Consider the following 21,617-nt stretch of genomic DNA (forward strand, 5'->3'; position numbering starts at 1 on the left):
GCCGGCATCGCGCGGACGAGGCGCCAGGGGCCGTCCCGCTCGCGGACCCGACCTCCTCGGCCCGCCCCGATCCTGCGAGCGGCAGGACGACGGCAGCCGCTCCTCGCCGTTCCGCCGGGGTCGCGATCGCATCGACGCGAGATTCGCCCGATGCCGTCACCGGCCGACAGCCGCCACCCCGCCCGCCGAGCTCTGCGGCACCGGTCCGCACCTCCACAAGGAGAACCCGGTGACCGCGGAGGCGTGCTCCCCCGACGCCGTCGCCGCCGGCCCCCACTCCTGCAGCTCGGTGCACCCGTCCGCCACTGCGGCCTTCCGCACCGACTCGGTCGGCGGAGCGGAGTTCTTCAGCACCAGCAGAGGCGTGCGTCCTGCCGTGATCATCCGGGTGACGTCCTGCTCGGTGAAGACCCGCGCCTGGCCGGAGTAGCCGCCGTCGGTGAGCACGCTCGCGCCGGTCGCCGTGATGATCGGCGCCGAGATCGCCCAGGAGTCGGTGAGGAACAGGGGCGCGCCGTCCACCCCGCCGCCGGCGGCACGAGCGGCGGCGACCAGGCCGGTCTCGTCGGCGGTCATCGAGTCGTGCCCGCCGACCGCGTCCGGCGATGAGACCGCGAACGGAGCCGAGGTCTCGGCCCGCTGCGGGAAGCGCAGGCCGACGAGCGCGTCGCCGCCCGACCCGTCGAGGGACGCGTCGAGCACCTGCAGGCTGAACGCGACCGGCCCGGCCAGGATCACGACCGCTGCCGAGAGCGCGACGGGACGACGGCGGGCCGCTTCCCTCCGGCTCCCGACCGCTCGCTCCACCGCACCGCCCCTCCGTCGCCGCGCCGCCACCGCGACCACGACGAGCCCTGCTCCGGCGAGCGCCGCGAACGGCAGGCCCAGCACCGCGGGCAGCTGCCCGCCCACGGCGAGCACCGCGCTCCACGCCGTCTGCGCGACGAGGAGGAGCGGCAGCGCCAGCCGCGCGACGACCCGGGTCGACGCGAGCAGCCGCACCGCTTCCGCCCAGCCCAGCGCCGCGAGGAGCGCCAGCTGCACTCCGATCGCCGCGACGTAGGCGGTGTGCGGCACCGTCGCCACCGAGAGCACCGCCGCCGCCGTCGCCAGCCACACCGCGGTCAGGACCAGGAGGGCGAACGGACCGCGGGTGCTCCCCCGCCGCGGCCGCCAGCGCACCGCCCCCAGGATCAGCCCCGCGAGCGCCGCGGGGTACAGCCAGCCCACCTGGGTCGCGTACTGCGCGAGCAGAAGCTTCACCGGCGACGATCCCGCCGCTCCGCCCATCGCCGCGACGTGGGCGGACGCGACGACGGCGCCGGGCACCGCGCCCGAGATCAGCCGGTCGAGCCCGTTGAATCCGAACACCATCGCGAGCACGTCGTTCCCCGTCGACCCGTCGATGTACGGCCGGCCGCCCGCGGGCACCGCCTGGATCGCGACCGTCCACGCCACGGAGGCGCCCACCGCGACGGCCAGGAGCCCGCCCGCCCAGGCGAGGGCTCGGCGCCACCCGTGCACCCCGACGAGAGTCGCCGCCACGAGCGCCGGCAGGACGAACCAGGCCTGCATCATCTTCGCCTGGAAGCCGATCCCGATGGACAGCCCGGTCATCAGGAGCGGCCACCACCGCCCGGTCAGCACCGCGCGCTGCCACCACACCAGCGCCACGGCGAGTGCCGCCGTGAGCAGCCCGTCCTCCATCGGGTGCCCGAACATCGACACGAAGATCGGCGTGCTCGCCGCCGCTGCCGCCGCGACCAGCCCGAGCCCCCGGCCGCCCCACCGGAGCCCGACGACCGAGCACGCCGCGACCGTGATCAGCCCCTCGATCAGCTGCGGCAGCGCGATCGACGACGTCGACATGCCGAACAGCCGGATGCTCAGCGCCTGCGGCACCGCGAACCCCGCCAGCTTGTCCAGCGTCACCGTGGCGGCGGGATCGAAGGCTCCGAACGCCAGCGCGTGCCACGACTCCGACATCGACCGTGCCGCCGCCTCGTAGAAGACGGCGTCTCCGCCCCGGGCGAGATTCCAGCCGGTGAGGGCCGTCGAACCGCAGAGGATCGCGAGGAGGGTGAGCCGCGCCCACCAGGGTTCGCGCCACCAGCGGGCGAGCGGAGCGGAGTGGGTCACATCCACCGACGCTAGGGAGCCGGCCTGCCGCCGCCCTTGCGGGCGGTCGGGGAGACGCCGTGCATGCCGCTCCGGCCTCTCAGTCCGGACGCCGCCGGCACGGCCGACGACCAGGAAGGGTGCCGCGCCGCCCCGGTCACCCTCCAGGGTGCGGACATGCCCCGCTCCATGGCCGACCTCTCCTTCCGCCGCGCCCAGTGGGAGCAGCGCTACGCACCGCACGTGGCTCCCGTGAACCGCTGGGTCGACGAGCTGCGGAACCCCTACGGACGCGGCTGGCTGCCCTACGTCGCGCCCCTGCACGGCGGAGTGGAGGCGCGCGTCCTCAGCGTCCTCCGCGATCCCGGCCCCGCCACTCAGGACGGCATCGGAAGCGGCTTCCTCTGCACCGAGAACGACGACCCGACGGCGGAGCTCATGGCCGGGCTGATGGACGAGGTGGGCCTCGCCCCCGTCGACCTGCTGCCGTGGAACGCCTACCCCTGGTACATCAACCAGGCGCCGAACGCCGAGCAGCTCGACGCCGGCGTCGAGACCGTCCTGCATCTGCTCGCGCTCGCCCCCGACGTCGAGGTGGTCCTCCTTCAGGGCGGCGAGGCCGATCACGGCTGGCGGCGCCTCCTCAGGCGGCACCCGGCGATCGAGCGCGAGCGCGGCCTCACGGTGATCCGCACCTTCCATCCGTCCCGACAGGCGCTCTGGGCACGGGATCCCGCCGAGCGGGAGGCGCGCTCCGCTCGACGTCGCGAGGCCTTCGCCGAGGTCGCCGCAGCGCTCCGGTGAGCGGCCCGCAGCCTCACGACGAGGCCCGGAAACGACGGAAGCCCTGACGACGACCAGTGGTCTCATCAGGGCTTTCCGTCGGGCTGACAGGATTTGAACCTGCGACCCCTTGACCCCCAGTCAAGTGCGCTACCAAGCTGCGCCACAGCCCGTGGCAGACCGGGCCGAGGCCCGGGCAACTCGACTACCTTAGCGGATGCCGACGCCGGAAGTGAAAACGAGCGGGCCCCGTAGACTCGCTGCGCGGAACGCGTCGGCACGGGTCGACGCGCCGTCGGCAGCTCGGGAGGCGTCAGCAGTGGATGCGCGGCAGAAGCGATCACAGGTGGCCCTGCACCGGGCCATCATCGAACTCGCGACCGGCCGCGACGTCGCCACCCTCACCGTCTCCGAGATCACGGATCTCGCCGGCGTGAACCGCTCCACCTTCTACGCCCACGCCTCCTCCGCCGCAGAACTGCTCTGCGCCGCCCTGCGGGACGAGCTCGACGCGATCCGCGAGGGCTACCTGCAGCAGCTCCGGAGCGGCGCCGCGACCGACGCGAGCATCCGCGAGGGCACCTCCCGCGTCCTCGGCCACCTGGACGGCCACCGCGACCTCTACCTCCGCGCCTTCGACGCCCCCGGCGGCGACTCGGGCCTCCGCGCGATGCTCGCGGGGCACTTCCGCACCGCCGTCTCCGCGACGCTCGACACCGGGATCCTCGACGTCCCGGCCGCGGACGCACCGCTCGGGTTCCTCGAGAACGCGACGGCCTCGTTCCTCGCGGCGGGCTCCGTCGGCCTGATGGAGCAGTGGCTCCGCCTGCCCGCGCCCCGCGATCCCGGCAGCTACCTCGCCGCCTACCGACGGCTCCTGCCGCCGTGGTGGCCCTTCGCCACCGGCGACTGACCGGCCTCCCGGCCCTGCCGACGCCCGCTCGGAGGAACGACCGCGCGGTTCGAGGGAAGCCGCTGTGTAGGCGGCAGCGCCGCGCCGCCCGTCACTCCCGCTCGCGACGAGGTCGACCTGCTCGACCGAGACGCACCGAAGCGGCATCCGCCCCCGCGACTCGACGACCGTTCCTCCCGGAGACGTGGACGGCCCGCGGGAGGAGCTCCCACGGGCCGGACACGGTGCGGCTGCGCTCAGCGCGCGCGCTTCTCGCGGACGCGCATGTTGACGTTCACCGGCGACCCCTGGAAGCCGTAGATCTCGCGCAGGCGGCGTGCGATGTAGCGGCGGTAGCCGGGGTCGAGGAACCCGGTGGTGAAGAGGACGAATGTCGGCGGGCGCGACGAGGCCTGCGTGCCGAAGAGCACGCGGGGCTGCTTGCCTCCGCGGAGGGGGTGCGGGTGCGCCGCGGTGAGCTCGGCGAGGAACGCGTTGAACTTGCCCGTCGGGATGCGCGTGTCCCACGACTCGAGGGCGAGCTCGAGCGCCGGCACGAGCTTCTCGAGGTGGCGGCCGGTGCGGGCCGAGATGTTGACGCGGGGCGCCCACGCCACGTGGGCGAGGTCGGTCTCGATCTCGCGCTCGAGGTAGCGGCGGCGCTCGTCGTCGAGGAGGTCCCACTTGTTGAAGGCGAGCACGAGCGCCCGGCCCGACTCCAGCACCAGGTCGATGATGCGGACGTCCTGCTCCGAGATCGGCTGCGAGACGTCGAGGACGACGACGGCGACCTCGGCCTTCTCGAGCGCCGTCGAGGTGCGCAGCGACGCGTAGAAGTCGGCGCCCTGCTGGAGGTGCACGCGGCGGCGGATGCCCGCGGTGTCGACGAAGCGCCAGACCTTGCCGGCGATCTCGACCTGCTCGTCGACCGGGTCGCGCGTGGTGCCGGCGAGCTCGTTGACGACGACCCGCTCCTCCCCCGCGGCCTTGTTGAGCAGGCTGGACTTGCCGACGTTCGGGCGGCCGAGGATCGCGACGCGGCGCGGTCCGCCGACCTCGCGCTTGGCGACGGCCGACTCCAGAGGGAGCTTCTCGAGCACCGCGTCGAGAAGGTCGGCGACGCCGCGGCCGTGGACCGCCGAGACGGGGCGGGGCTCGCCCAGGCCGAGCGACCACAGCGAGGCGGCGTTCGGCTCCTGGCGGGCGTCGTCCACCTTGTTGGCGGCGAGGAAGACCGGCTTCTTCGTCTTGCGCAGCAGCTTCACGACGTGCTCGTCGGTCGCGGTCGCGCCGACGTTCGCGTCGACGACGAAGATGACGGCGTCGGCGAGGTCGATGGCGATCTCGGCCTGCATGGCGACGGAGGCGTCGATGCCGCGGGCGTCGGGCTCCCAGCCGCCGGTGTCGACGATGGTGAACGCCCGGTCGATCCACTCCGCCTTGTAGGACACGCGGTCGCGCGTGACGCCCGGGGTGTCCTCGACGACGGCCTCGCGGCGGCCGAGGATGCGGTTCACCAGCGCGGACTTGCCGACGTTGGGGCGGCCCACGATCGCCACGACCGGGAGGGCGGGGAGGTAGCGGACCTCGTCCGAGTCCTCCCCGGCGAACTCGAGGAGGTCGAGGTCCTCCTCGTCGAGGTCGTAGTCCTCGAGTCCGCTCCGGAGCGCCTGCGCGCGTGAGGAGGCGAGCTGCTCGTCGAGGTCGCCGAGGCGCTCGACGAGGTCGTCGTCTCCGAAGTTCAGCTCGTCGTCACCGACGTGCGTGTCCTGTGCCATGACCGGCCCTTGCTCTCGAAGTTCGGACCTCGGCGACGACCGCGTCGACGGTCTGCTCGAAGTCGAGATGAGTGGAGTCGAGAAGAGTGACTCCTTCTGCGGCGTTCATGAAGTCGACCACCTGCGAGTCGGCGCGGTCCCTCGACCGCAGCGCCTGACCCGTCGCCTCGGCGGATTCCGTGGTGACCTCGCGCGAACGCCTGGCCATTCTAGCCTCTTCGCTCGCCGTCAGCAGGATCCGGACCGGAGCGGTCGGTGCGACGACCGTCGTGATGTCGCGGCCCTCGACGATGATGCCCTCCCGACGCGTCTCGCCGATGATCCTCCGGAACAGCAGTGTGATCCTCCGACGGACCTCGGGGACCTTCGCCACGGCCGAGACGCGCGCGGTCACCCGGGGCTCGCGGATGGCGGTGGTCACCTCGGTCGGACCGACCCACACCGAGTACGACTCGGGGTCGGTGCCGATGGAGTAGTCGAAGCCGTCGAGCGCGTCGACGATCGCGTCCTGGTCCTCGAAGTCGAGGCCGCGGTCGAGCCCGTGCCAGGCGAGCGCGCGGTAGGCCGCTCCCGTGTCGAGGAACTCGAAGTCCAGGCGACGGGCGGCAGCCCTCGACACGCTGGACTTGCCGCTGCCGGCCGGGCCGTCGATGGCGACCACGACGGCCTCGCCGAAGTCGCCCTGCTCGGCGGCCTCGGAGCGCGCCTCGCGCTCGGGAGCCGCGCCCCCGTCCTCCGGGATGCTCTGCTGTGCCCGGCGGGCGGGCGTCATCCTGTTCAGGCCGCCCTCCTGCCTGTTCTGCTCGGTGCTCATCCGGCGATCCTCCAGCCGCGTACGGTCAGTTCTTCGGTCAGCGGCGCGACCGCCTCGGGCACCACCGAGATCTCGGCGAGACCCACTCGGCGCCCCTGCGCGTGCTCGAGGCGCACGTCCTCGAGATTGACGCCCGCCTCGCCGATCTCCACCAGGAGCCGCGCGAGGGTTCCGGGAGAGTCGTCGACGAGGACGATCAGGGTCGAGAAGCGCTGGTCCTGGCCGTGCTTGCCGGGCAGGCGCGCCACTCCGGCGTTGCCCGCGGCCAGGTGCTCGGCGAGCACGCGGCGCGAGCCGGGCGCCTCGAGGTCGCGAAGCGCGTCGGCGACCGCGGCGACGTCGTCGCGGAAGGCGTCGAGCACCGCGACGACGTGCTCGCGGTTCGCGGCCAGGATCTGCATCCAGAGCTCGGGGGCCGAGGCCGCCAGGCGCGAGACGTCGCGGACGCCCTGCCCGGCGAGGCGGAGCGCCGCGTTCGGGGCGTCGAGGAGGCGCTGGCCGAGCAGCGACGAGATCACCTGCGGGGCGTGCGAGACGAGGCCGACCGAGAGGTCGTGCTCCTCCGGGTCCATCTCGACGATGGTGCCGCCGAGGTCGAGAGCGAGGCCCTCCACCCGCGCGAGCGCGTCGGGCGCGGTCTCGCCGTCGCGGCAGATCACCCAGGGTCTGCCGACGAAGAGGTCCCCCCGCGCGGCGACCGGTCCGCCGCGCTCGCGGCCGGCCATCGGGTGCGAGCCGATGTAGCGGGCGAGGTCGACGCCGCGGGAGCGCAGCTCGCGCAGCGGCTGGGTCTTGACGCTCGCCACGTCGGTGACGACGGCTCCGGGGTGCGCCGCGAGCTCGCGCTCGACGACGCTCGCGGTGACGTCAGGGGGGACGCAGACGACGACGACGGAGGGCCGGTCGTCGGCGGAGGCGGCGCGGCCGGCCCCGTAGTCGATGGCGAGGGAGAGGCTCGCGGGCGAGGCGTCGTCGAGGACGACGTCGATCCCGCGGGAGGCGAGGCCGAGGCCGATGGAGGCGCCGAGCAGTCCGGAGCCGACCACCCGCACCGTCCCGGTCGTCCGCATCGCGGGCGGCGCGGGGTGCAGGAGCTCGTTCACCCCGACAGCCTAGCGATCGGCGCGGCGCTGCTTGTCGGCGCCGGACCGGCGCGGAGGACCGTCGCTCCGCCCGCCGCCGGCGGAGGAGCCGCCGCGATCGGACGACCGTCCCGCCGAGCCGCCGCGGTCGGACGACCGTCCGGACGATCCGCCGCGATCCGAGGATCGCCCGGCCGAGCCGCGCTCCGCCGGGGCGACGCGCTCGCCGCTGTCAGGCCGGGGCCGCCGCGCACCCGCGCTCGCCTTCTTCGAGGGGACCGCGGGAGCGGCCGCCACCGCCTCGCCGCCCTGCCGCGCGATCGTGAGCAGCGCGCCCAGCTCCTCCCGGGTCAGGTCGCGCAGATCGCCCGAGCGCAGGGTGCCCAGGTGCAGCGGCCCGAACTGGCGCCGGACGAGCTCGATCACCGGGTGGCCGACCGCCGCCATCATCCGGCGGACGACCCGGTTGCGACCGGAGTGCAGGGTGATCTCGACGAGCGAGGCGTTCGAGCGGCCCTCCGGCCGGCCGAGGAGACGCGCCTTGTCGGCGGCCACCGGTCCGTCGTCGAGCTCGATCCCGGAGGTCAGCGTCGCGATCGTCTGCGGGAGGACCTGCCCGTGCACCTTCGCGATGTAGGTCTTCGTCACTCCGAACGACGGGTGCGCGAGGACGTGGGCGAGCTCGCCGTCGTTGGTCAGCACGAGCAGGCCCGAGGTCTCGGCGTCGAGGCGCCCGACGTTGAACAGCCGCTCCTCGAAGTTCTTCGTGTAGAGGCTGAGGTCGGTGCGTCCGTTCTCGTCCGCCAGCGAGCTGACGACGCCGATCGGCTTGTTGAGCATCACATAGCGGCGCGAGGTGTCCAGCTGCACCGCGACCCCGTCGACCTCGATCCGGTCGGTCGCCGGATCGATGCGGCGGCCGAGCTCGTCCGCCACCTCGCCGTTGACGCGGATCCGCCGCGCCACGATCATCTCCTCGACCACTCGTCGGGAGGCGACCCCCGCTGCCGCGAGGACCTTCTGCAGTCGTTCGCCGTCGGGGCCGCTGTCAGGCGCGCTCATCGAATCCGTCTCTTCCGTCGCTCAGTAGGGGGGAGATCTTCGGCAGCTCGTCGAGCGAGGTGAGGCCGAGGTGCACGAGCAGCTGCTCGGTGGTGCCGTAGAGGACCGCGCCCGTCTCGGGGTCGTGGCCGACCTCCGCGATGAGGCCGCGGCCGAGGAGGGTGCGCGCGACGGAGTCGACGTTGACCGCGCGGATCTGCGCGACCTGACCGCGCGAGACCGGCTGCTTGTAGGCGATCACGGCGAGCGTCTCGAGCGCCGCCTGCGAGAGCCGCGTCGGGTTCTGCGTCAGGACGAAGTCCTTGACCACCGGGTCGTACTCGCGGCGCACGTAGATCCGCCAGCCGGCACCGACCTCGCGCAGCTCGAAGCCCCGGCGGATCGCCCCGTCGGCGCCGTCGTAGTCGGCTACCAGGCGCTCGATCGACTGGCGGACCACGGCGATCGGCCTCGACAGCGCGGTCGCGAGGGAGGCGAGCGGCTGCGGCTCGTCCGCGACCATCAGGATCGCCTCGATCGCCCGGTCGATCTCGAACGCGACGGTCCCGGGGCCGGCGTCAGGAGTCATAGTCGGCTCCGAGCGCGGCGAGGCTCGCATCGCTCCACTGCTCGGCGACCCAGCGCAGCGTGAGCTCGCCGAGCGGCTCCGGCTGGTCGAACGAGATCGCGGCGTGCCGGTAGAGCTCGAGCACGGCCAGGAAGCGCGCGACGATCACGCCTTTCTCGTCGGCGTCCGCGATCAGCTCGCCGAAGGTGGCCCTCCCGCGGGCGCGCAGCATCGCCACGACGCGGGCGGCCTGCTCCCGGATGCTGATCTGCGGGGCGTGCAGGTGGTCCAGGCCCACCGTCGGCAGCTCGCGCGGAGCGAGGGCGACGGTCGCGAGGGCGGCGAAGTCGGCGGGCGACAGGGTCCAGACGAGCTCCGGCTTCGCGGACCGGTACTCCTCCTCCAGAGGCACATCGCGCACGTGGCGGGCGGTCTCGATCGCGATCCGCTCGGCGAACCACGACGACACCTGCTTGAAGGCCCGGTACTGCAGGAGCCGGGCGAACAGCAGGTCGCGCGCCTCCAGCAGCGCCGCGTCCTCCGCGTCCACGAGCTCGCCCTGGGGCAGGAGTCCGGCGATCTTCAGGTCGAGGAGCGTCGCGGCGACGACGAGGAACTCCGACGCGCGGTCCAGCCCCTCGAGCGAGTCGATCCCGTGCAGGTACGAGAGGAACTCGTCCGTCACGGCGCTCAGCGCGATCTCGGTGATGTCGACCTGCTGCTTCGCGATGAGGCTCAGCAGGAGGTCGAACGGACCCTCGAAGTTGGTCAGCGCGAGGTGGAACCCGGTGGGAGCGGTGCGCTCCTCGAGGAGGACCTCAGGCGACCGCGCCACGCGAGATCAGCTCCCTGGCGAGCTTGCGGTACGCCTTCGCGGCGTTGTGCTCGGGCGCGAACTGGGTGATCGGGACGCCGGACACGCTGGCGTCCGGGAACTTCACCGTGCGGCCGATCACCGTCTCGAGCACGCTGTCGCCGAAGGCGTCGACCACCCGGTCGAGCACCTCCCGCGAGTGCAGGGTGCGGGAGTCGTACATCGTGGGCAGGATGCCGTCGAGCTCGATCACCGGGTTGAGCCTGTCGCGGACCTTGTCGATCGTCTCGATCAGCAGGGCGACGCCGCGCAGCGCGAAGAACTCGCACTCGAGCGGGATGAGGACGCCGTGGCTCGCGGTGAGCGCGTTGACCGTGAGCAGGCCCAGCGAGGGCTGACAGTCGATCAGGATGACGTCGTAGTCCGCGCTCACCTTGCGGAGCACCCGGGCGAGGATCTGCTCGCGCGCGACCTCGTTGACGAGGTGGACCTCGGCGGCGGAGAGGTCGATGTTGGCCGGGATGACGTCCAGGCCCGGCACGCGGGTCCTCCGGATCGCCTCGGCCGGGTCCTTCACGGTGCCGAGGAGCAGGTCGTAGATCGTGATGGCGTCGTAGGTGGTGACCCCGAGGCCGGCCGAGAGGGCGCCCTGCGGGTCGAAGTCGATGGCCAGCACGCGGCGGCCGTACTCGGCGAGGGTCGCGCCCAGGTTGATGGTCGTCGTCGTCTTGCCGACGCCGCCCTTCTGGTTGCAGAGCGAGATGATCCGAGCGGGGCCGTGACCGGTGAGCTCCACCGGCAGCGGGAAGTCGCGCAGGGGGCGGCCGGTCGGGCCGAGCGTCGGGGCTTCGAGACCGGTGAGCTCGGCCTTGTCGTCCGTCTTGCGTGTCACCTGCGTCGTCCTCGCTTCCGTGGCGGCGTGCGCTCCCGCGCGGCCTCCGACGAGTGTACCGGCGCCCCGCTCCCCGGCCGCCGCGCCCCGCCGCGCGGGGCCGCGGCTCTAGCGCCGCGCTCGCGGGTGCGCGGACGTGTAGACGTCCCGGAGCGTGTCCGCCGTCACCAGCGTGTAGATCTGCGTCGTCGCCACCGAGGCGTGCCCGAGGAGCTCCTGCACCACGCGGACGTCGGCGCCGCCCGCGAGCAGGTGGGTCGCGAAGGAGTGCCGGAAGGTGTGCGGCGAGATCTCCCGGTCCAGCCCGGCCTTCTCGGCGACGGCGCGGATGACCAGCCAGGCGCTCTGCCGCGACAGGCGGCTCCCGCGGACCCCCAGGAAGAGCGCCGGCGTCGCGCGCCCCCTCCGCGAGAGCTCGGGCCGCGCACGGACGAGGTACTCGTCGACCGCCTCGCGGGCGAAGCGGCCGAGCGGCACCATCCGCTGCTTGGACCCCTTTCCCGTCAGCCGCACCACCTCCGCGGCGACCACGTCGTCGACGTTCAGGTCCACCGCCTCCGAGATGCGCGCGCCCGTCGCATAGAGCAGCTCCAGCAGGGCCCGGTCCCGCAGGTCCGCGAGCTCCTCGCCGCGCGCCGCGTCGAGCAGTGCCGCCATCTGCGCGACCGTGACCGCCTTCGGCAGGGTCATCGGGATCTTCGGCGGCACCACGTCCCGGGCCACGTCGTCCGCGACGACCCCCTCCTCGAGGGCGAAGCGGTGCAGCCCTCGGACGCTCGAGAGGATCCGTGCGCGCGAGCTCGCCGCGAGCGGCCGCTCCGGGCGTGCGGCCAGCCAGGAGGAGAACTCCCCCACGTCGACCCGTCCGAGCTGCGCCAGATCGACGGTCCCGCGCTCCTCGAGCCAGCCGAGGTAGAGCTCCAGGTCGCGCCGGTAGGCCGCGAGCGTGTGCGCCGAGAGCCCGCGCTCCACGCTCGCCTGCCGGAGGTACGCCTCGGCGCAGGCGCGGGGGCTCACCCCCGGGGGTGGCGGACCCGCGGGTGGCGCGTCCACGGCGAGGACGCGTCGCCCAGCCCGTCCCAGTCGCGCGAGCGGAACGCGTGCGCCGCGAGCACCGCGATCGTCAGCGAGGGGTTCTGCACCCGGCGGGCGAGGACCGCCTCGACCGCCTCGTCCAGCGGCACCCACCGCAGCTCCATGTCCGCCTCCTCCGCCTCGCGGTCGAAGGCGGAGCCGGTGGACGAGAGCCCGCGGGCCAGGTAGATCCGGATGACCTCGTCGCTGCCGCCCGGCGAGGTGGCGAACTCCGAGAGCAGGTCCCAGCGCTCGGCCTGCAGGTCCGTCTCCTCGCCCAGCTCCCGCTGAGCGGCGACCAGGGGATCCTCGCCCTCCACGTCGAGCAGGCCGGCCGGGATCTCCCACTCGCGGGTGCGGACAGGGTGCCGGTACTGCTTGATCAGGGCGACGCGGTCCTCGTCGTCGAGGGCCAGCACGGCGACGGCTCCCGTGTGATCGAGGAACTCCCGGCGCAGCTCGCCGCCGCCGTAGCGGAACGTCTCCGCGCGGACGCCCCAGACCATCCCGTCGAAGACGCGCTCACTGGTCAGGACCTCCGGCTCGACGAGCTCGTCCGACAGCGGCTCACTCATCGGCGCCCGCCTCCGATGCCGGGAAGAGGCGCGAGGCCTCCTGGCGCTCGAGGGCGGCGGTCACGAGGCCGCGGAAGAGCGGGTGCGCGGCGTTCGGGCGCGAGCGGAGCTCCGGGTGCGCCTGCGTGCCCACGTAGTAGGGGTGCTTCTCGCGGGGCAGCTCGACGTACTCCACGAGGTGGCCGTCGGGCGAGAGGCCCGAGAACCAGAGCCCCGCCTCGGCGATCCGGTCGCGGTAGCGGTTGTTGACCTCGTAGCGGTGGCGGTGGCGCTCGGCCGCCTCAGGTGCGCCGTACACCTCGGCGACGATCGAGCCCTCGGCCAGCTCGGCCGTGTAGAGGCCGAGGCGCATCGTGCCGCCCATGTCCCCGGACGCGAGGATCTCGACCTGCTCGGCCATCGTCGCGATGACGGGGAACTCCGTCTCCGGGTCGAACTCCGACGACGAGGCCCCCTCGAGGCCGGCCTCGTTGCGGGCGTACTCGATGACCATGCACTGCAGGCCGAGGCAGAGCCCGAGGGTCGGTATCCCGTTCTCCCGCGCGAAGCGCAGCGCGCCGAGCTTGCCCTCGATACCGCGGATGCCGAAGCCGCCGGGCACGCAGATGCCGTCGAGCTCGGAGAGCGCCTTGGCCGCAGCCTCGGGGTCCTCGAGCCCGTCGGAGGCGATCCAGCGGATGGCGACCTTCGTCTGCTGCGCGAAGCCGCCGGCTCGCAGGGCCTCCGTCACGGAGAGGTAGGCGTCGGGCAGGTCGATGTACTTCCCGACCAGGCCGATGGTGACCTCGTGCTTGGGCTCGTGCACGGCCTCGAGCAGTCGCGACCAGCCGTCCCAGACGACCTCGCCGGCCGGGAGGCCCAGCTGGTCGATGATGTAGGCGTCGAGGCCCTGCTCGTTGAGCATCTGCGGGATCTCGTAGATCGACGCGACGTCCTTGGCGTTGACCACGGCCTGCTCGTCGACGTCGCACATCAGCGCGATCTTGCGCTTGTTCGACTCCGACACGGGCCGGTCGCTCCGCAGCACCAGCGCGTCCGGCTGGATGCCGATCGAGCGCAGCGCCGCGACGGAGTGCTGGGTGGGCTTGGTCTTCTGCTCGCCGGAGGCGCCCATGAAGGGCACCAGCGAGACGTGCACGAAGAAGACGTTGCGGCGGCCGAGCTCGTGGCGGACCTGGCGGGCCGACTCGATGAACGGCTGGCTCTCGATGTCGCCGACGGTGCCGCCGATCTCGGTGATGATGACGTCCGGCTGCGGGTCGTCCTCCGACTGGAGGCGCATGCGCCGCTTGATCTCGTCCGTGATGTGCGGGATGACCTGGACCGTGTCGCCGAGGTACTCGCCGGCGCGCTCCCGCGCGATGACCCGCGAGTAGATCTGGCCGGTCGTGACGTTCGCGGCCTGGTTCAGGTTGATGTCGAGGAAGCGCTCGTAGTGGCCGATGTCGAGATCGGTCTCGGCGCCGTCGTCGGTCACGAAGACCTCGCCGTGCTGGAACGGGTTCATCGTCCCCGGGTCCACGTTGAGGTACGGGTCGAGCTTCTGCATGACGACGCGCAGCCCGCGCGCGGTCAGCAGATTTCCCAGGCTCGCGGCCGTGAGTCCCTTACCGAGCGAGGAGACGACACCGCCGGTGACGAAGATGTGCTTCGTGATCTTCGAGGGGGCGTCCTGCCCGGCCGTCGAAGCGCTCCGGGTCGAGGACCCGGAGGAGCCCTCGGGATCCGAGGGAGAAGAAGAGGAAAGGCCCGCGTTCGTAAAGTCCACCACGGGGTTCCACCGTAACAGCAGAACGGCGGCGGCGGACCGCCCGGGACGGATCGATGTCGTCCCGGGCCGCTCGCGATCAGCCCCGCCGACTCGATTCGAGGAGCTCCCGCGCATGAGCGAGAGCGTTGGCGGAGTCGGTGAGCCCCGAGAGCAGGCGCGCCATCTCGGACACCCGCTCCTCGGAGTCGAGCTGCGTCACGGCGCTCGAGGTCACCGCGCCGTCCGAGCCCTTCTCGACGCGGAGGTGGTTCGTGGCGAATGCGGCGACCTGCGCGAGGTGGGTCACCACGATGACCTGCGACGTCTCGGCGAGCCGCGCGAGCCGTCGGCCGATCTCGATCGCCGCCGCTCCGCCGACCCCTGCGTCGACCTCGTCGAAGACGAACGTCGGCACGGGGTCGTTGGCGGCGACCACGACCTCGATCGCGAGCATCACCCGCGAGAGCTCGCCTCCCGAGGCTCCGCGGGCGAGGGGCCGGGGTGCGGCCCCGGTGTGCGGCTGGAGCAGCATCTCGACGGAGTCGCGCCCGTGGACGCTCGGCTCCCCCGCGGCCGTCACCTTCACGTGCAGGCGCGCATCCGCCATGGCCAGCGCGGTGAGCTCGTCGCTGACCCGCTCCCCCAGCTCGGCGGCCGCCGCGGTCCGCAGCTCGGTCAGCCGGGTCGCGAGGCGGTCGACGAGGTCCGCGTCGGCCGCGGTGTCGGCCTCGAGAGCCGCGATCCTCTCGTCGTCGCCGTCGAGCTCGAGCAGGCGGAGTCCGGAGGAGTCCACCAGGTCGAGCACGTCGTCCAGCGTCGGTCCGTAGGTGCGGGCGAGCAGGGACAGCTCCGCCCGCCGGTTCTCGATCAGCTCCAGGTCGTGCGCGCCGTCGAGGTCGAGCTCCGCCAGGTACGAGGAGAGCCCGCCGGCGGCGTCGACGAGGAGCACCGCCGCCTCGCCGAGCGTCTGGACCGTCGGCTGCAGGGCGGCGTCGTGCTCGGCCGCCCGCTCCAGCACGCGCCGCGCCGTCTCGAGGAGCCCGAGCGCGTCCCGCCCATCCAGCTCCTCGGACGAGATCGCCTCGCGGGCCTCGCCGGCGGCGAGCCGGAGCTGCTCGATGCTCCCGAGCCGGGCGGACTGCGCCGCGAGCTCGACGTCCTCCCCGCGCTGGGGGGCGACCACCTCGATCTCGGCGAGGGCGGAGCGGAGCCGTTCGGCTTCGCGGGCGCGCGTCTCCCGGGCCTCGGTGAGCGAGTCGAGCTCCTCCCGGTTGGCCCGCCAGCGCTCGAAGGCGCTCGCGTAGTCGCGGAGGGCGTCGGCGAGACCGGGTCCGCCGAACCGGTCGAGCGCCTCGCGCTGCGCCGCGGCGGAGCGGAGGCGGATCTGGTCCGACTGCCCGTGCACGACGACCAGCTGATCGGCGAGCTCGCTCAGCACGCTGACCGGTGCGCTCCGGCCGCCGACGACGGCTCGCCCGCGTCCCTCCGCCGAGACGGACCGCGCGAGGAGCAGCTCCGGGCCGTCGAGATCGCCGCCGGCGTCGTGGACGCGCTCGGCGACCGGGCCCTCCTCGGGGACCAGCCAGCGCCCCGACACCCAGGCCTGCTTCGCTCCCGAGCGCACCGCGGACGCGTCCGAGCGCGCGCCCAGCACGAGGCCGAGCGCCGTGACCACCATCGTCTTGCCGGCGCCGGTCTCGCCGGTGACCGCGGTGAAGCCCGGTCCGAGCGGGAGCGTCGCCTCGGCGATCACTCCGAGGTCGCGGATCTGCAGCTCTTCGAGCATCGGGCCTTACTCCGTCTCCGCCGACCCCCGCCATCCGCGGATGGGGAGACCGAACTTGTGCACGAGTCGATCGGTGAAGGGGGCGTCGTGCAGGCGTGCGAAGCGCACGGGCACGGGCGAGCGCCGGTAGACGACGCGCGCTCCCGGCGGCAGCTCGTAGGCGCGCCGGCCGTCGGCCCAGAGGACGCCGACGCCGTCGGTCCTCTCCTTGACCTCGACGGCGAGGCTCGACGACGGGCCCACGACGAGGGGCCGCGCGAAGAGCGCGTGGGCACTGAGCGGAACGAGGAGCATCGCCTCGACGGTCGGCCACACCACGGGCCCGCCCCCGGAGAAGGCGTAAGCGGTGGAACCGGTCGGAGTGGACACGACGATGCCGTCGCAGCCGAAGCTCGACAGCGGACGTCCGTCGACGCCCACCATGACCTCGAGCATCCGCTCGCGGCTGCCCTTCTCGACCGTGGCCTCGTTGAGCGCCCAGGTCTCGTAAACGACGGCCTCGTCGATCTTGACGCGCACCTGCAGGGTCATCCGCTCCTCGACCGCGTAGTCGCCGTCGAGTGCGCGGGCGACGGCGTCGTCGAGATCGTCCCGCTCGCTCTCGGCGAGGAATCCGACGTGGCCGAGGTTCACGCCGAGCAGAGGGGCCGTCCCGGACCGGACGATCTCCGCCGCGCGGAGGATGGTCCCGTCCCCGCCGAGCACGAACACGAGCTCGATGGACTCGAGCGGCACGTCGGACCCGAGCACGGCGACGTCGCTCAGATCCGGAGCGACCGCGACGATGTCGCCCTTGTCGTCGGCGCAGAGGACGGGGTGGGCGCCGGAGTTCCGGAGGCGCTCGACGACGAGGACCGCCGCATCGAGGGAGTCCGTCCGTCCGGTGTGGGCGACGACGAGGATGTTGCGCTCGTCACGAGGGGACTGCATCGAGGGTGTGTCCTTCTGGTCGGTCGACAGCGGCGGACACGATCGCGTCATCCGGTGGTGAGCGCGGTGACCGCGTCCCTCCATTCTGTCGGAATCGTTCCGCGGTCGCGGTGGAGGTGCGCCAGATACTCACGATTCCCAGCGCCCCCCGGGAGTGGCGACTCGGCCAGCCCGACGACGCCGAGCCCCAGGTCCCACGCCGACCACAGGACGTCCGAGAGGGCCTCGCGACGCAGCTCGGGATCCCGGACGATCCCCTCCCGCACTCCCAAGCGGCCGACCTCGAACTGCGGCTTCACCAGCACCACGAAGTCGGCGAGCGGATCCACAGAGGCCGCCACCGGAGGCAGAACCATCCGCAGGGAGATGAAGGACACGTCGGACACGACCAGGTCCGGCACGATCTCGGTCCTGGCGGCTTCGGCGAGCCGGGCGGCGGTGAGATCCCGCGCATTGAACCCCTCCACCACGTGGACGCGATCGTCGGACCGGATCCGGGGAGCGAGCTGCGCGTGCCCGACGTCGAGGGCGATCACCGAGGCGGCGCCGCGCTCGAGCAGGACCTGCGAGAACCCGCCCGTCGACGCCCCGACGTCGAGAGCGTTCCGGCCGGCGACTCGCACCGTCGCGAAGGTGTCGAGGGCGGCGAGCAGCTTGTGGGCGGCCCGGCTGACGTAGTGGTCGTGGCCGGCGACCGCGACGTCCTGATCGTCGCGGACGCGGATCGAGGGCTTCAGTGCAGGGACGCCGTCCACCGTCACCAGACCGTCGGCGATCATCCGAGCGGCATGGGTGCGGGACCGGGCGATGCCCCGTTCGGCGAGAGCCGAGTCGAGTCGCGAGTCTTCGGTCATCGGTCGCGGTCCGCGTTCTCGAGTCGGATGCGCAGCTGCTCCTGCAGCTGGACGTATCCGGCTGCCCTCTCGTTGAGCGCAGCCTGCTCGATCTGGAGGAGCTCGTCTGACAGGACGTGTTCCTCCACGGCGTCGAAGCCGTTCTGGAGCGGCCTCGATTCCGGAGAGGGCGTCGGGTCGTGCTGAGTCATCGCTGCTCCTCGTTCCGGAGTCGGGCGACGACGGTCATCGTCGCTCCGGCCGGCCCTGTTCCTCCTCGAACAGAGACCGACCGGTTAAACAGCGATGGCCACCCATTTCTGGGTGGCCATCGTGAATGGTGTCCGGCGGTGTCCTACTCTCCCACAGGGTCCCCCCTGCAGTACCATCGGCGCTGAGAGTCTTAGCTTCCGGGTTCGGAATGTGACCGGGCGTTTCCCTCTCGCTATGGCCGCCGTAACCCTGGCGACACACGCACCCGAGGGCACATGGTCAAATCTGGGTTACACGCCGTGCGTGTATTCAATTGTTCCGCTCCTCCCGAAGGAGGATGCGGGGTGCCCGTCTTCTGGGAACCACAAAGTGGACGCAAGCAATCTCTGACCACTCCTACCAGCCTTTACAACGGTATGAGTGTAGTGATTATCAAGTTATCGGCTTATTAGTACCGGTCAGCTCCGACAGTCTTTAGTCCTGTCTTCCACATCCGGCCTATCAACCCAGTCGTCTGGCTGGGAGCCTCTCCCCCGAAGGGATGGAAATCTCATCTCGAAGCCGGCTTCCCGCTTAGATGCTTTCAGCGGTTATCCGTTCCGAACGTAGCTAATCAGCGGTGCTCCTGGCGGAACAACTGACACACCAGAGGTTCGTCCATCCCGGTCCTCTCGTACTAGGGATAGATCTTCTCAAATTTCCTGCGCGCGCAGCGGATAGGGACCGAACTGTCTCACGACGTTCTAAACCCAGCTCGCGTACCGCTTTAATGGGCGAACAGCCCAACCCTTGGGACCTACTCCAGCCCCAGGATGCGACGAGCCGACATCGAGGTGCCAAACCATGCCGTCGATATGGACTCTTGGGCAAGATCAGCCTGTTATCCCCGAGGTACCTTTTATCCGTTGAGCGACAGCGCTTCCACAAGCCACTGCCGGATCACTAGTCCCGACTTTCGTCCCTGCTCGACTTGTCAGTCTCACAGTCAAGCTCCCTTGTGCACTTACACTCGCCACCTGATTGCCAACCAGGTTGAGGGAACCTTTGGGCGCCTCCGTTACTCTTTGGGAGGCAACCGCCCCAGTTAAACTACCCATCAGGCACTGTCCCTGAACCCGATTAGGGTCCGAAGTTAGATATCCAGAGTGACCAGAGTGGTATTTCAACAATGACTCCACGAACACTAGCGTGCCCGCTTCAACGTCTCCCACCTATCCTACACAAGCCACACCGAACACCAATACCAAACTATAGTAAAGGTCACGGGGTCTTTCCGTCCTGCTGCGCGTAACGAGCATCTTTACTCGTAATGCAATTTCGCCGAGTTCGCGGTTGAGACAGCTGGGAAGTCGTTACGCCATTCGTGCAGGTCGGAACTTACCCGACAAGGAATTTCGCTACCTTAGGATGGTTATAGTTACCACCGCCGTTTACTGGGGCTTAAATTCTCAGCTTCGCCTTGCGGCTAACCGTTCCTCTTAACCTTCCAGCACCGGGCAGGCGTCAGTCCGTATACATCGTCTTGCGACTTAGCACGGACCTGTGTTTTTAGTAAACAGTCGCTTCCCACTGGTCTCTGCGGCCATCGAACGCTCCCGGAGCAAGTCCGTTCACGCCTCAGGCCCCCCTTCTCCCGAAGTTACGGGGGCATTTTGCCGAGTTCCTTAACCACGATTCTCTCGATCTCCTTAGTATTCTCTACCTGACCACCTGAGTCGGTTTGGGGTACGGGCAGCTAGAACCTCGCGTCGATGCTTTTCTTGGCAGCATAGGATCACCGATTTCGACTTGCGTCTACCCATCAGATCTCAGGCTGTATGAACGACGGATTTGCCTATCGTTCGCCCTACATCCTTAGACCGGGACAACCATCGCCCGGCTCGGCTACCTTCCTGCGTCACACCTGTTAATACGCTAAACGCACCAGCACGGGGTCGTACGCTAGGCCCAACGCTTCACCCCGAAGGGATCCATCAAAGGGATTCAGATACTTAGCACTACTGGATTGTCTTGGGCGGTTCTTCGCCGGTACGGGAATATCAACCCGTTGTCCATCGACTACGCCTGTCGGCCTCGCCTTAGGTCCCGACTTACCCAGGGAAGATTAGCTTGACCCTGGAACCCTTGGTCTTCCGGAGGACGGGTTTCTCACCCGTCTTTCGCTACTCATGCCTGCATTCTCACTCGTGTGGCATCCACGGCTGGTTCACACCGCCGCTTCACTCGCCACACGACGCTCTCCTACCCATCAACACGGCTGGACCACGAAGGCCTACCACTAATGTCAATGCCACAACTTCGGTGGCGTGCTTGAGCCCCGTTACATTGTCGGCGCGGAATCACTTGACCAGTGAGCTATTACGCACTCTTTCAAGGGTGGCTGCTTCTAAGCCAACCTCCTGGTTGTCTGTGCAACTCCACATCCTTTCCCACTTAGCACGCGCTTAGGGACCTTAGTTGGTGGTCTGGGTTGTTTCCCTCTCGACTATGAAGCTTATCCCCCACAGTCTCACTGCTGCGCTCTCACTTACCGGCATTCGGAGTTTGGCTGACGTCAGTAAGCTTTTGGGCCCCATCGGCCATCCAGTAGCTCTACCTCCGGCAAGAAACACGCAACGCTGCACCTAAATGCATTTCGGAGAGAACCAGCTATCACGAAGTTTGATTGGCCTTTCACCCCTATCCACAGCTCATCCCCTCCATTTTCAACTGAAGTGGGTTCGGTCCTCCACGACGTCTTACCGTCGCTTCAACCTGGCCATGGATAGATCACTTCGCTTCGGGTCTAGACCCTGCGACTGAATCGCCCTATTCGGACTCGCTTTCGCTACGGCTGCCCCACACGGGTTAACCTCGCCACAGAGCACTAACTCGCAGGCTCATTCTTCAAAAGGCACGCCGTCACCCCTACAAGGAGGCTCCGACGGTTTGTAAGCAAACGGTTTCAGGTACTATTTCACTCCCCTCCCGGGGTACTTTTCACCTTTCCCTCACGGTACTTGTCCGCTATCGGTCATCTGGGAGTATTTAGGCTTATCAGGTGGTCCTGACAGATTCACACGGGATTTCTCGGGCCCCGTGCTACTTGGGATACTCTTCACGCCATAACACCATTTCGACTACGGGGCTCGCACCCGCTCTGGCCAGGCGTTCAAACCTGTTCGTCTATGATGCGCTGTAACGTTCACCGGCCGGCAGACCGGAACGAAAAGTCCCACAACCCCGGCCATGCAACCCCTGCCGGGTATCACACATGACTCGGTTTAGCCTCTTCCGCGTTCGCTCGCCACTACTGACGGAATCACTGTTGTTTTCTCTTCCTGTGGGTACTGAGATGTTTCACTTCCCCACGTTCCCTCTACCCGCCCTATATATTCAGGCGGGAGTCACCAGGTCACCACAAGGGGCCTGGCGGGGTTTCCCCATTCGGAAATCCTCGGATCACAGCTCGTTTATCAGCTCCCCGAGGCTTATCGCAGATTACGACGTCCTTCTTCGGCTCCAGATGCCAAGGCATTCACCGTTTGCTCTTATGAACTTGCTAATCACATGAGTTAAGAAACTACAACTCGAAAAGTTGCAGATCCAATGATTTGCATGACCGCAGCCCGAAAGCCGCGCCATGCGAATCTTGTCGATCCACGACCGAAGCCGTGAATCTAAGATGCTCGCGT

Annotated in this window: 16 protein-coding genes, 1 tRNA gene, 2 rRNA genes and 1 pseudogene; 2 read left to right on the top strand and 18 right to left on the bottom strand. The window is 69.9% G+C overall.

Going from position 1 to position 21,617, the window contains the following annotated elements:
- Positions 1-156: 156 nt before the first annotated feature.
- Entirely contained in the window at positions 157-2,139 is a 1,983-nt protein-coding gene (locus GTU71_RS06245) for a glycosyltransferase family 39 protein (protein WP_159939494.1), read from the bottom strand.
- Positions 2,140-2,295: 156 nt separating this feature from the next.
- On the opposite strand from GTU71_RS06245, the gene GTU71_RS16405 reads away from it, so the two are divergent.
- Positions 2,296-2,922: a uracil-DNA glycosylase gene (locus GTU71_RS16405; protein ID WP_159939495.1), complete on the top strand. Its 627-nt coding sequence runs from the start codon at positions 2,296-2,298 to the stop codon at positions 2,920-2,922.
- A 78-nt stretch (positions 2,923-3,000) separates the two neighbouring features.
- On the opposite strand, the gene GTU71_RS06255 is transcribed toward GTU71_RS16405, so the two are convergent.
- Positions 3,001-3,074: transfer RNA gene (locus GTU71_RS06255), tRNA-Pro, on the bottom strand.
- Positions 3,075-3,247: 173 nt separating this feature from the next.
- Between GTU71_RS06255 and GTU71_RS06260 the strand changes: the two genes are divergently transcribed.
- Positions 3,248-3,814 carry a TetR/AcrR family transcriptional regulator gene (locus tag GTU71_RS06260; RefSeq protein WP_104250723.1) on the top strand — a complete coding sequence of 189 codons (567 nt, stop codon included), beginning with the start codon at positions 3,248-3,250 and terminating at the stop codon, positions 3,812-3,814.
- Between the two features lie 236 nt (positions 3,815-4,050).
- Here the strand turns inward: GTU71_RS06260 and der are convergent, their stop codons facing one another.
- The 16 genes and pseudogenes from der to GTU71_RS06340 form a co-directional block, all read right to left on the bottom strand.
- Positions 4,051-5,571 (bottom strand): ribosome biogenesis GTPase Der, encoded by a 1,521-nt coding sequence (gene der, locus GTU71_RS06265; protein ID WP_104222506.1) that lies wholly within the window; start codon positions 5,569-5,571, stop codon positions 4,051-4,053.
- The gene (cmk, locus tag GTU71_RS06270) at positions 5,546-6,385 is read right to left on the bottom strand and encodes a (d)CMP kinase (RefSeq protein ID WP_244230649.1); all 840 of its coding nucleotides are present in this window, start codon (positions 6,383-6,385) and stop codon (positions 5,546-5,548) included. Before cmk ends, der begins: the two co-directional genes overlap by 26 nt.
- Positions 6,382-7,455: a prephenate dehydrogenase gene (locus tag GTU71_RS06275; RefSeq protein WP_159941122.1), complete on the bottom strand. Its 1,074-nt coding sequence runs from the start codon at positions 7,453-7,455 to the stop codon at positions 6,382-6,384. The genes cmk and GTU71_RS06275 overlap by 4 nt, the downstream gene beginning before the upstream one ends.
- A gap of 321 nt (positions 7,456-7,776) precedes the next feature.
- Positions 7,777-8,529, bottom strand: a pseudogene (locus GTU71_RS06280) (pseudouridine synthase); the annotation flags it as partial.
- A complete protein-coding gene (gene scpB, locus GTU71_RS06285; RefSeq protein ID WP_104238575.1) occupies positions 8,516-9,097 on the bottom strand; it encodes an SMC-Scp complex subunit ScpB in 582 nt (193 codons plus the stop codon). The gene scpB and the pseudogene GTU71_RS06280, both read right to left, overlap by 14 nt.
- Entirely contained in the window at positions 9,087-9,911 is an 825-nt protein-coding gene (locus tag GTU71_RS06290; RefSeq protein ID WP_159939496.1) for a ScpA family protein, read from the bottom strand. Before GTU71_RS06290 ends, scpB begins: the two co-directional genes overlap by 11 nt.
- Positions 9,895-10,782, bottom strand: a complete 888-nt coding sequence (locus tag GTU71_RS06295) for a ParA family protein (protein ID WP_104222502.1) — start codon at positions 10,780-10,782, stop codon at positions 9,895-9,897. Before GTU71_RS06295 ends, GTU71_RS06290 begins: the two co-directional genes overlap by 17 nt.
- 108 nt (positions 10,783-10,890) lie before the next feature.
- The gene (gene xerD / locus GTU71_RS06300) at positions 10,891-11,799 is read right to left on the bottom strand and encodes a site-specific tyrosine recombinase XerD (RefSeq protein ID WP_159939497.1); all 909 of its coding nucleotides are present in this window, start codon (positions 11,797-11,799) and stop codon (positions 10,891-10,893) included.
- On the bottom strand, positions 11,796-12,431 hold the full coding sequence (locus tag GTU71_RS06305; protein WP_104233392.1) for an NUDIX hydrolase: 636 nt from the start codon (positions 12,429-12,431) through the stop codon (positions 11,796-11,798). Before GTU71_RS06305 ends, xerD begins: the two co-directional genes overlap by 4 nt.
- Positions 12,424-14,088, bottom strand: a complete 1,665-nt coding sequence (locus GTU71_RS06310; RefSeq protein WP_104222604.1) for a CTP synthase — start codon at positions 14,086-14,088, stop codon at positions 12,424-12,426. Before GTU71_RS06310 ends, GTU71_RS06305 begins: the two co-directional genes overlap by 8 nt.
- Before the next feature lie 190 nt (positions 14,089-14,278).
- A complete protein-coding gene (gene recN / locus GTU71_RS06315) occupies positions 14,279-15,967 on the bottom strand; it encodes a DNA repair protein RecN (protein ID WP_104247183.1) in 1,689 nt (562 codons plus the stop codon).
- 6 nt (positions 15,968-15,973) lie between these two features.
- The gene (locus tag GTU71_RS06320) at positions 15,974-16,897 is read right to left on the bottom strand and encodes an NAD kinase (RefSeq protein WP_104222498.1); all 924 of its coding nucleotides are present in this window, start codon (positions 16,895-16,897) and stop codon (positions 15,974-15,976) included.
- A gap of 47 nt (positions 16,898-16,944) precedes the next feature.
- Positions 16,945-17,751 (bottom strand): TlyA family RNA methyltransferase, encoded by an 807-nt coding sequence (locus GTU71_RS06325; RefSeq protein ID WP_159939498.1) that lies wholly within the window; start codon positions 17,749-17,751, stop codon positions 16,945-16,947.
- Positions 17,748-17,942 carry a hypothetical protein gene (locus GTU71_RS06330; protein ID WP_159939499.1) on the bottom strand — a complete coding sequence of 65 codons (195 nt, stop codon included), beginning with the start codon at positions 17,940-17,942 and terminating at the stop codon, positions 17,748-17,750. The genes GTU71_RS06325 and GTU71_RS06330 overlap by 4 nt, the downstream gene beginning before the upstream one ends.
- Before the next feature lie 130 nt (positions 17,943-18,072).
- Positions 18,073-18,189 (bottom strand): 5S ribosomal RNA (rrf, locus tag GTU71_RS06335).
- Between the two features lie 182 nt (positions 18,190-18,371).
- Positions 18,372-21,487, bottom strand: a 23S ribosomal RNA gene (locus GTU71_RS06340).
- Positions 21,488-21,617 lie beyond the last annotated feature (130 nt).

This window comes from Rathayibacter sp. VKM Ac-2762, assembly GCF_009866585.1.
In the GTDB taxonomy this organism is placed as follows: domain Bacteria; phylum Actinomycetota; class Actinomycetes; order Actinomycetales; family Microbacteriaceae; genus Rathayibacter.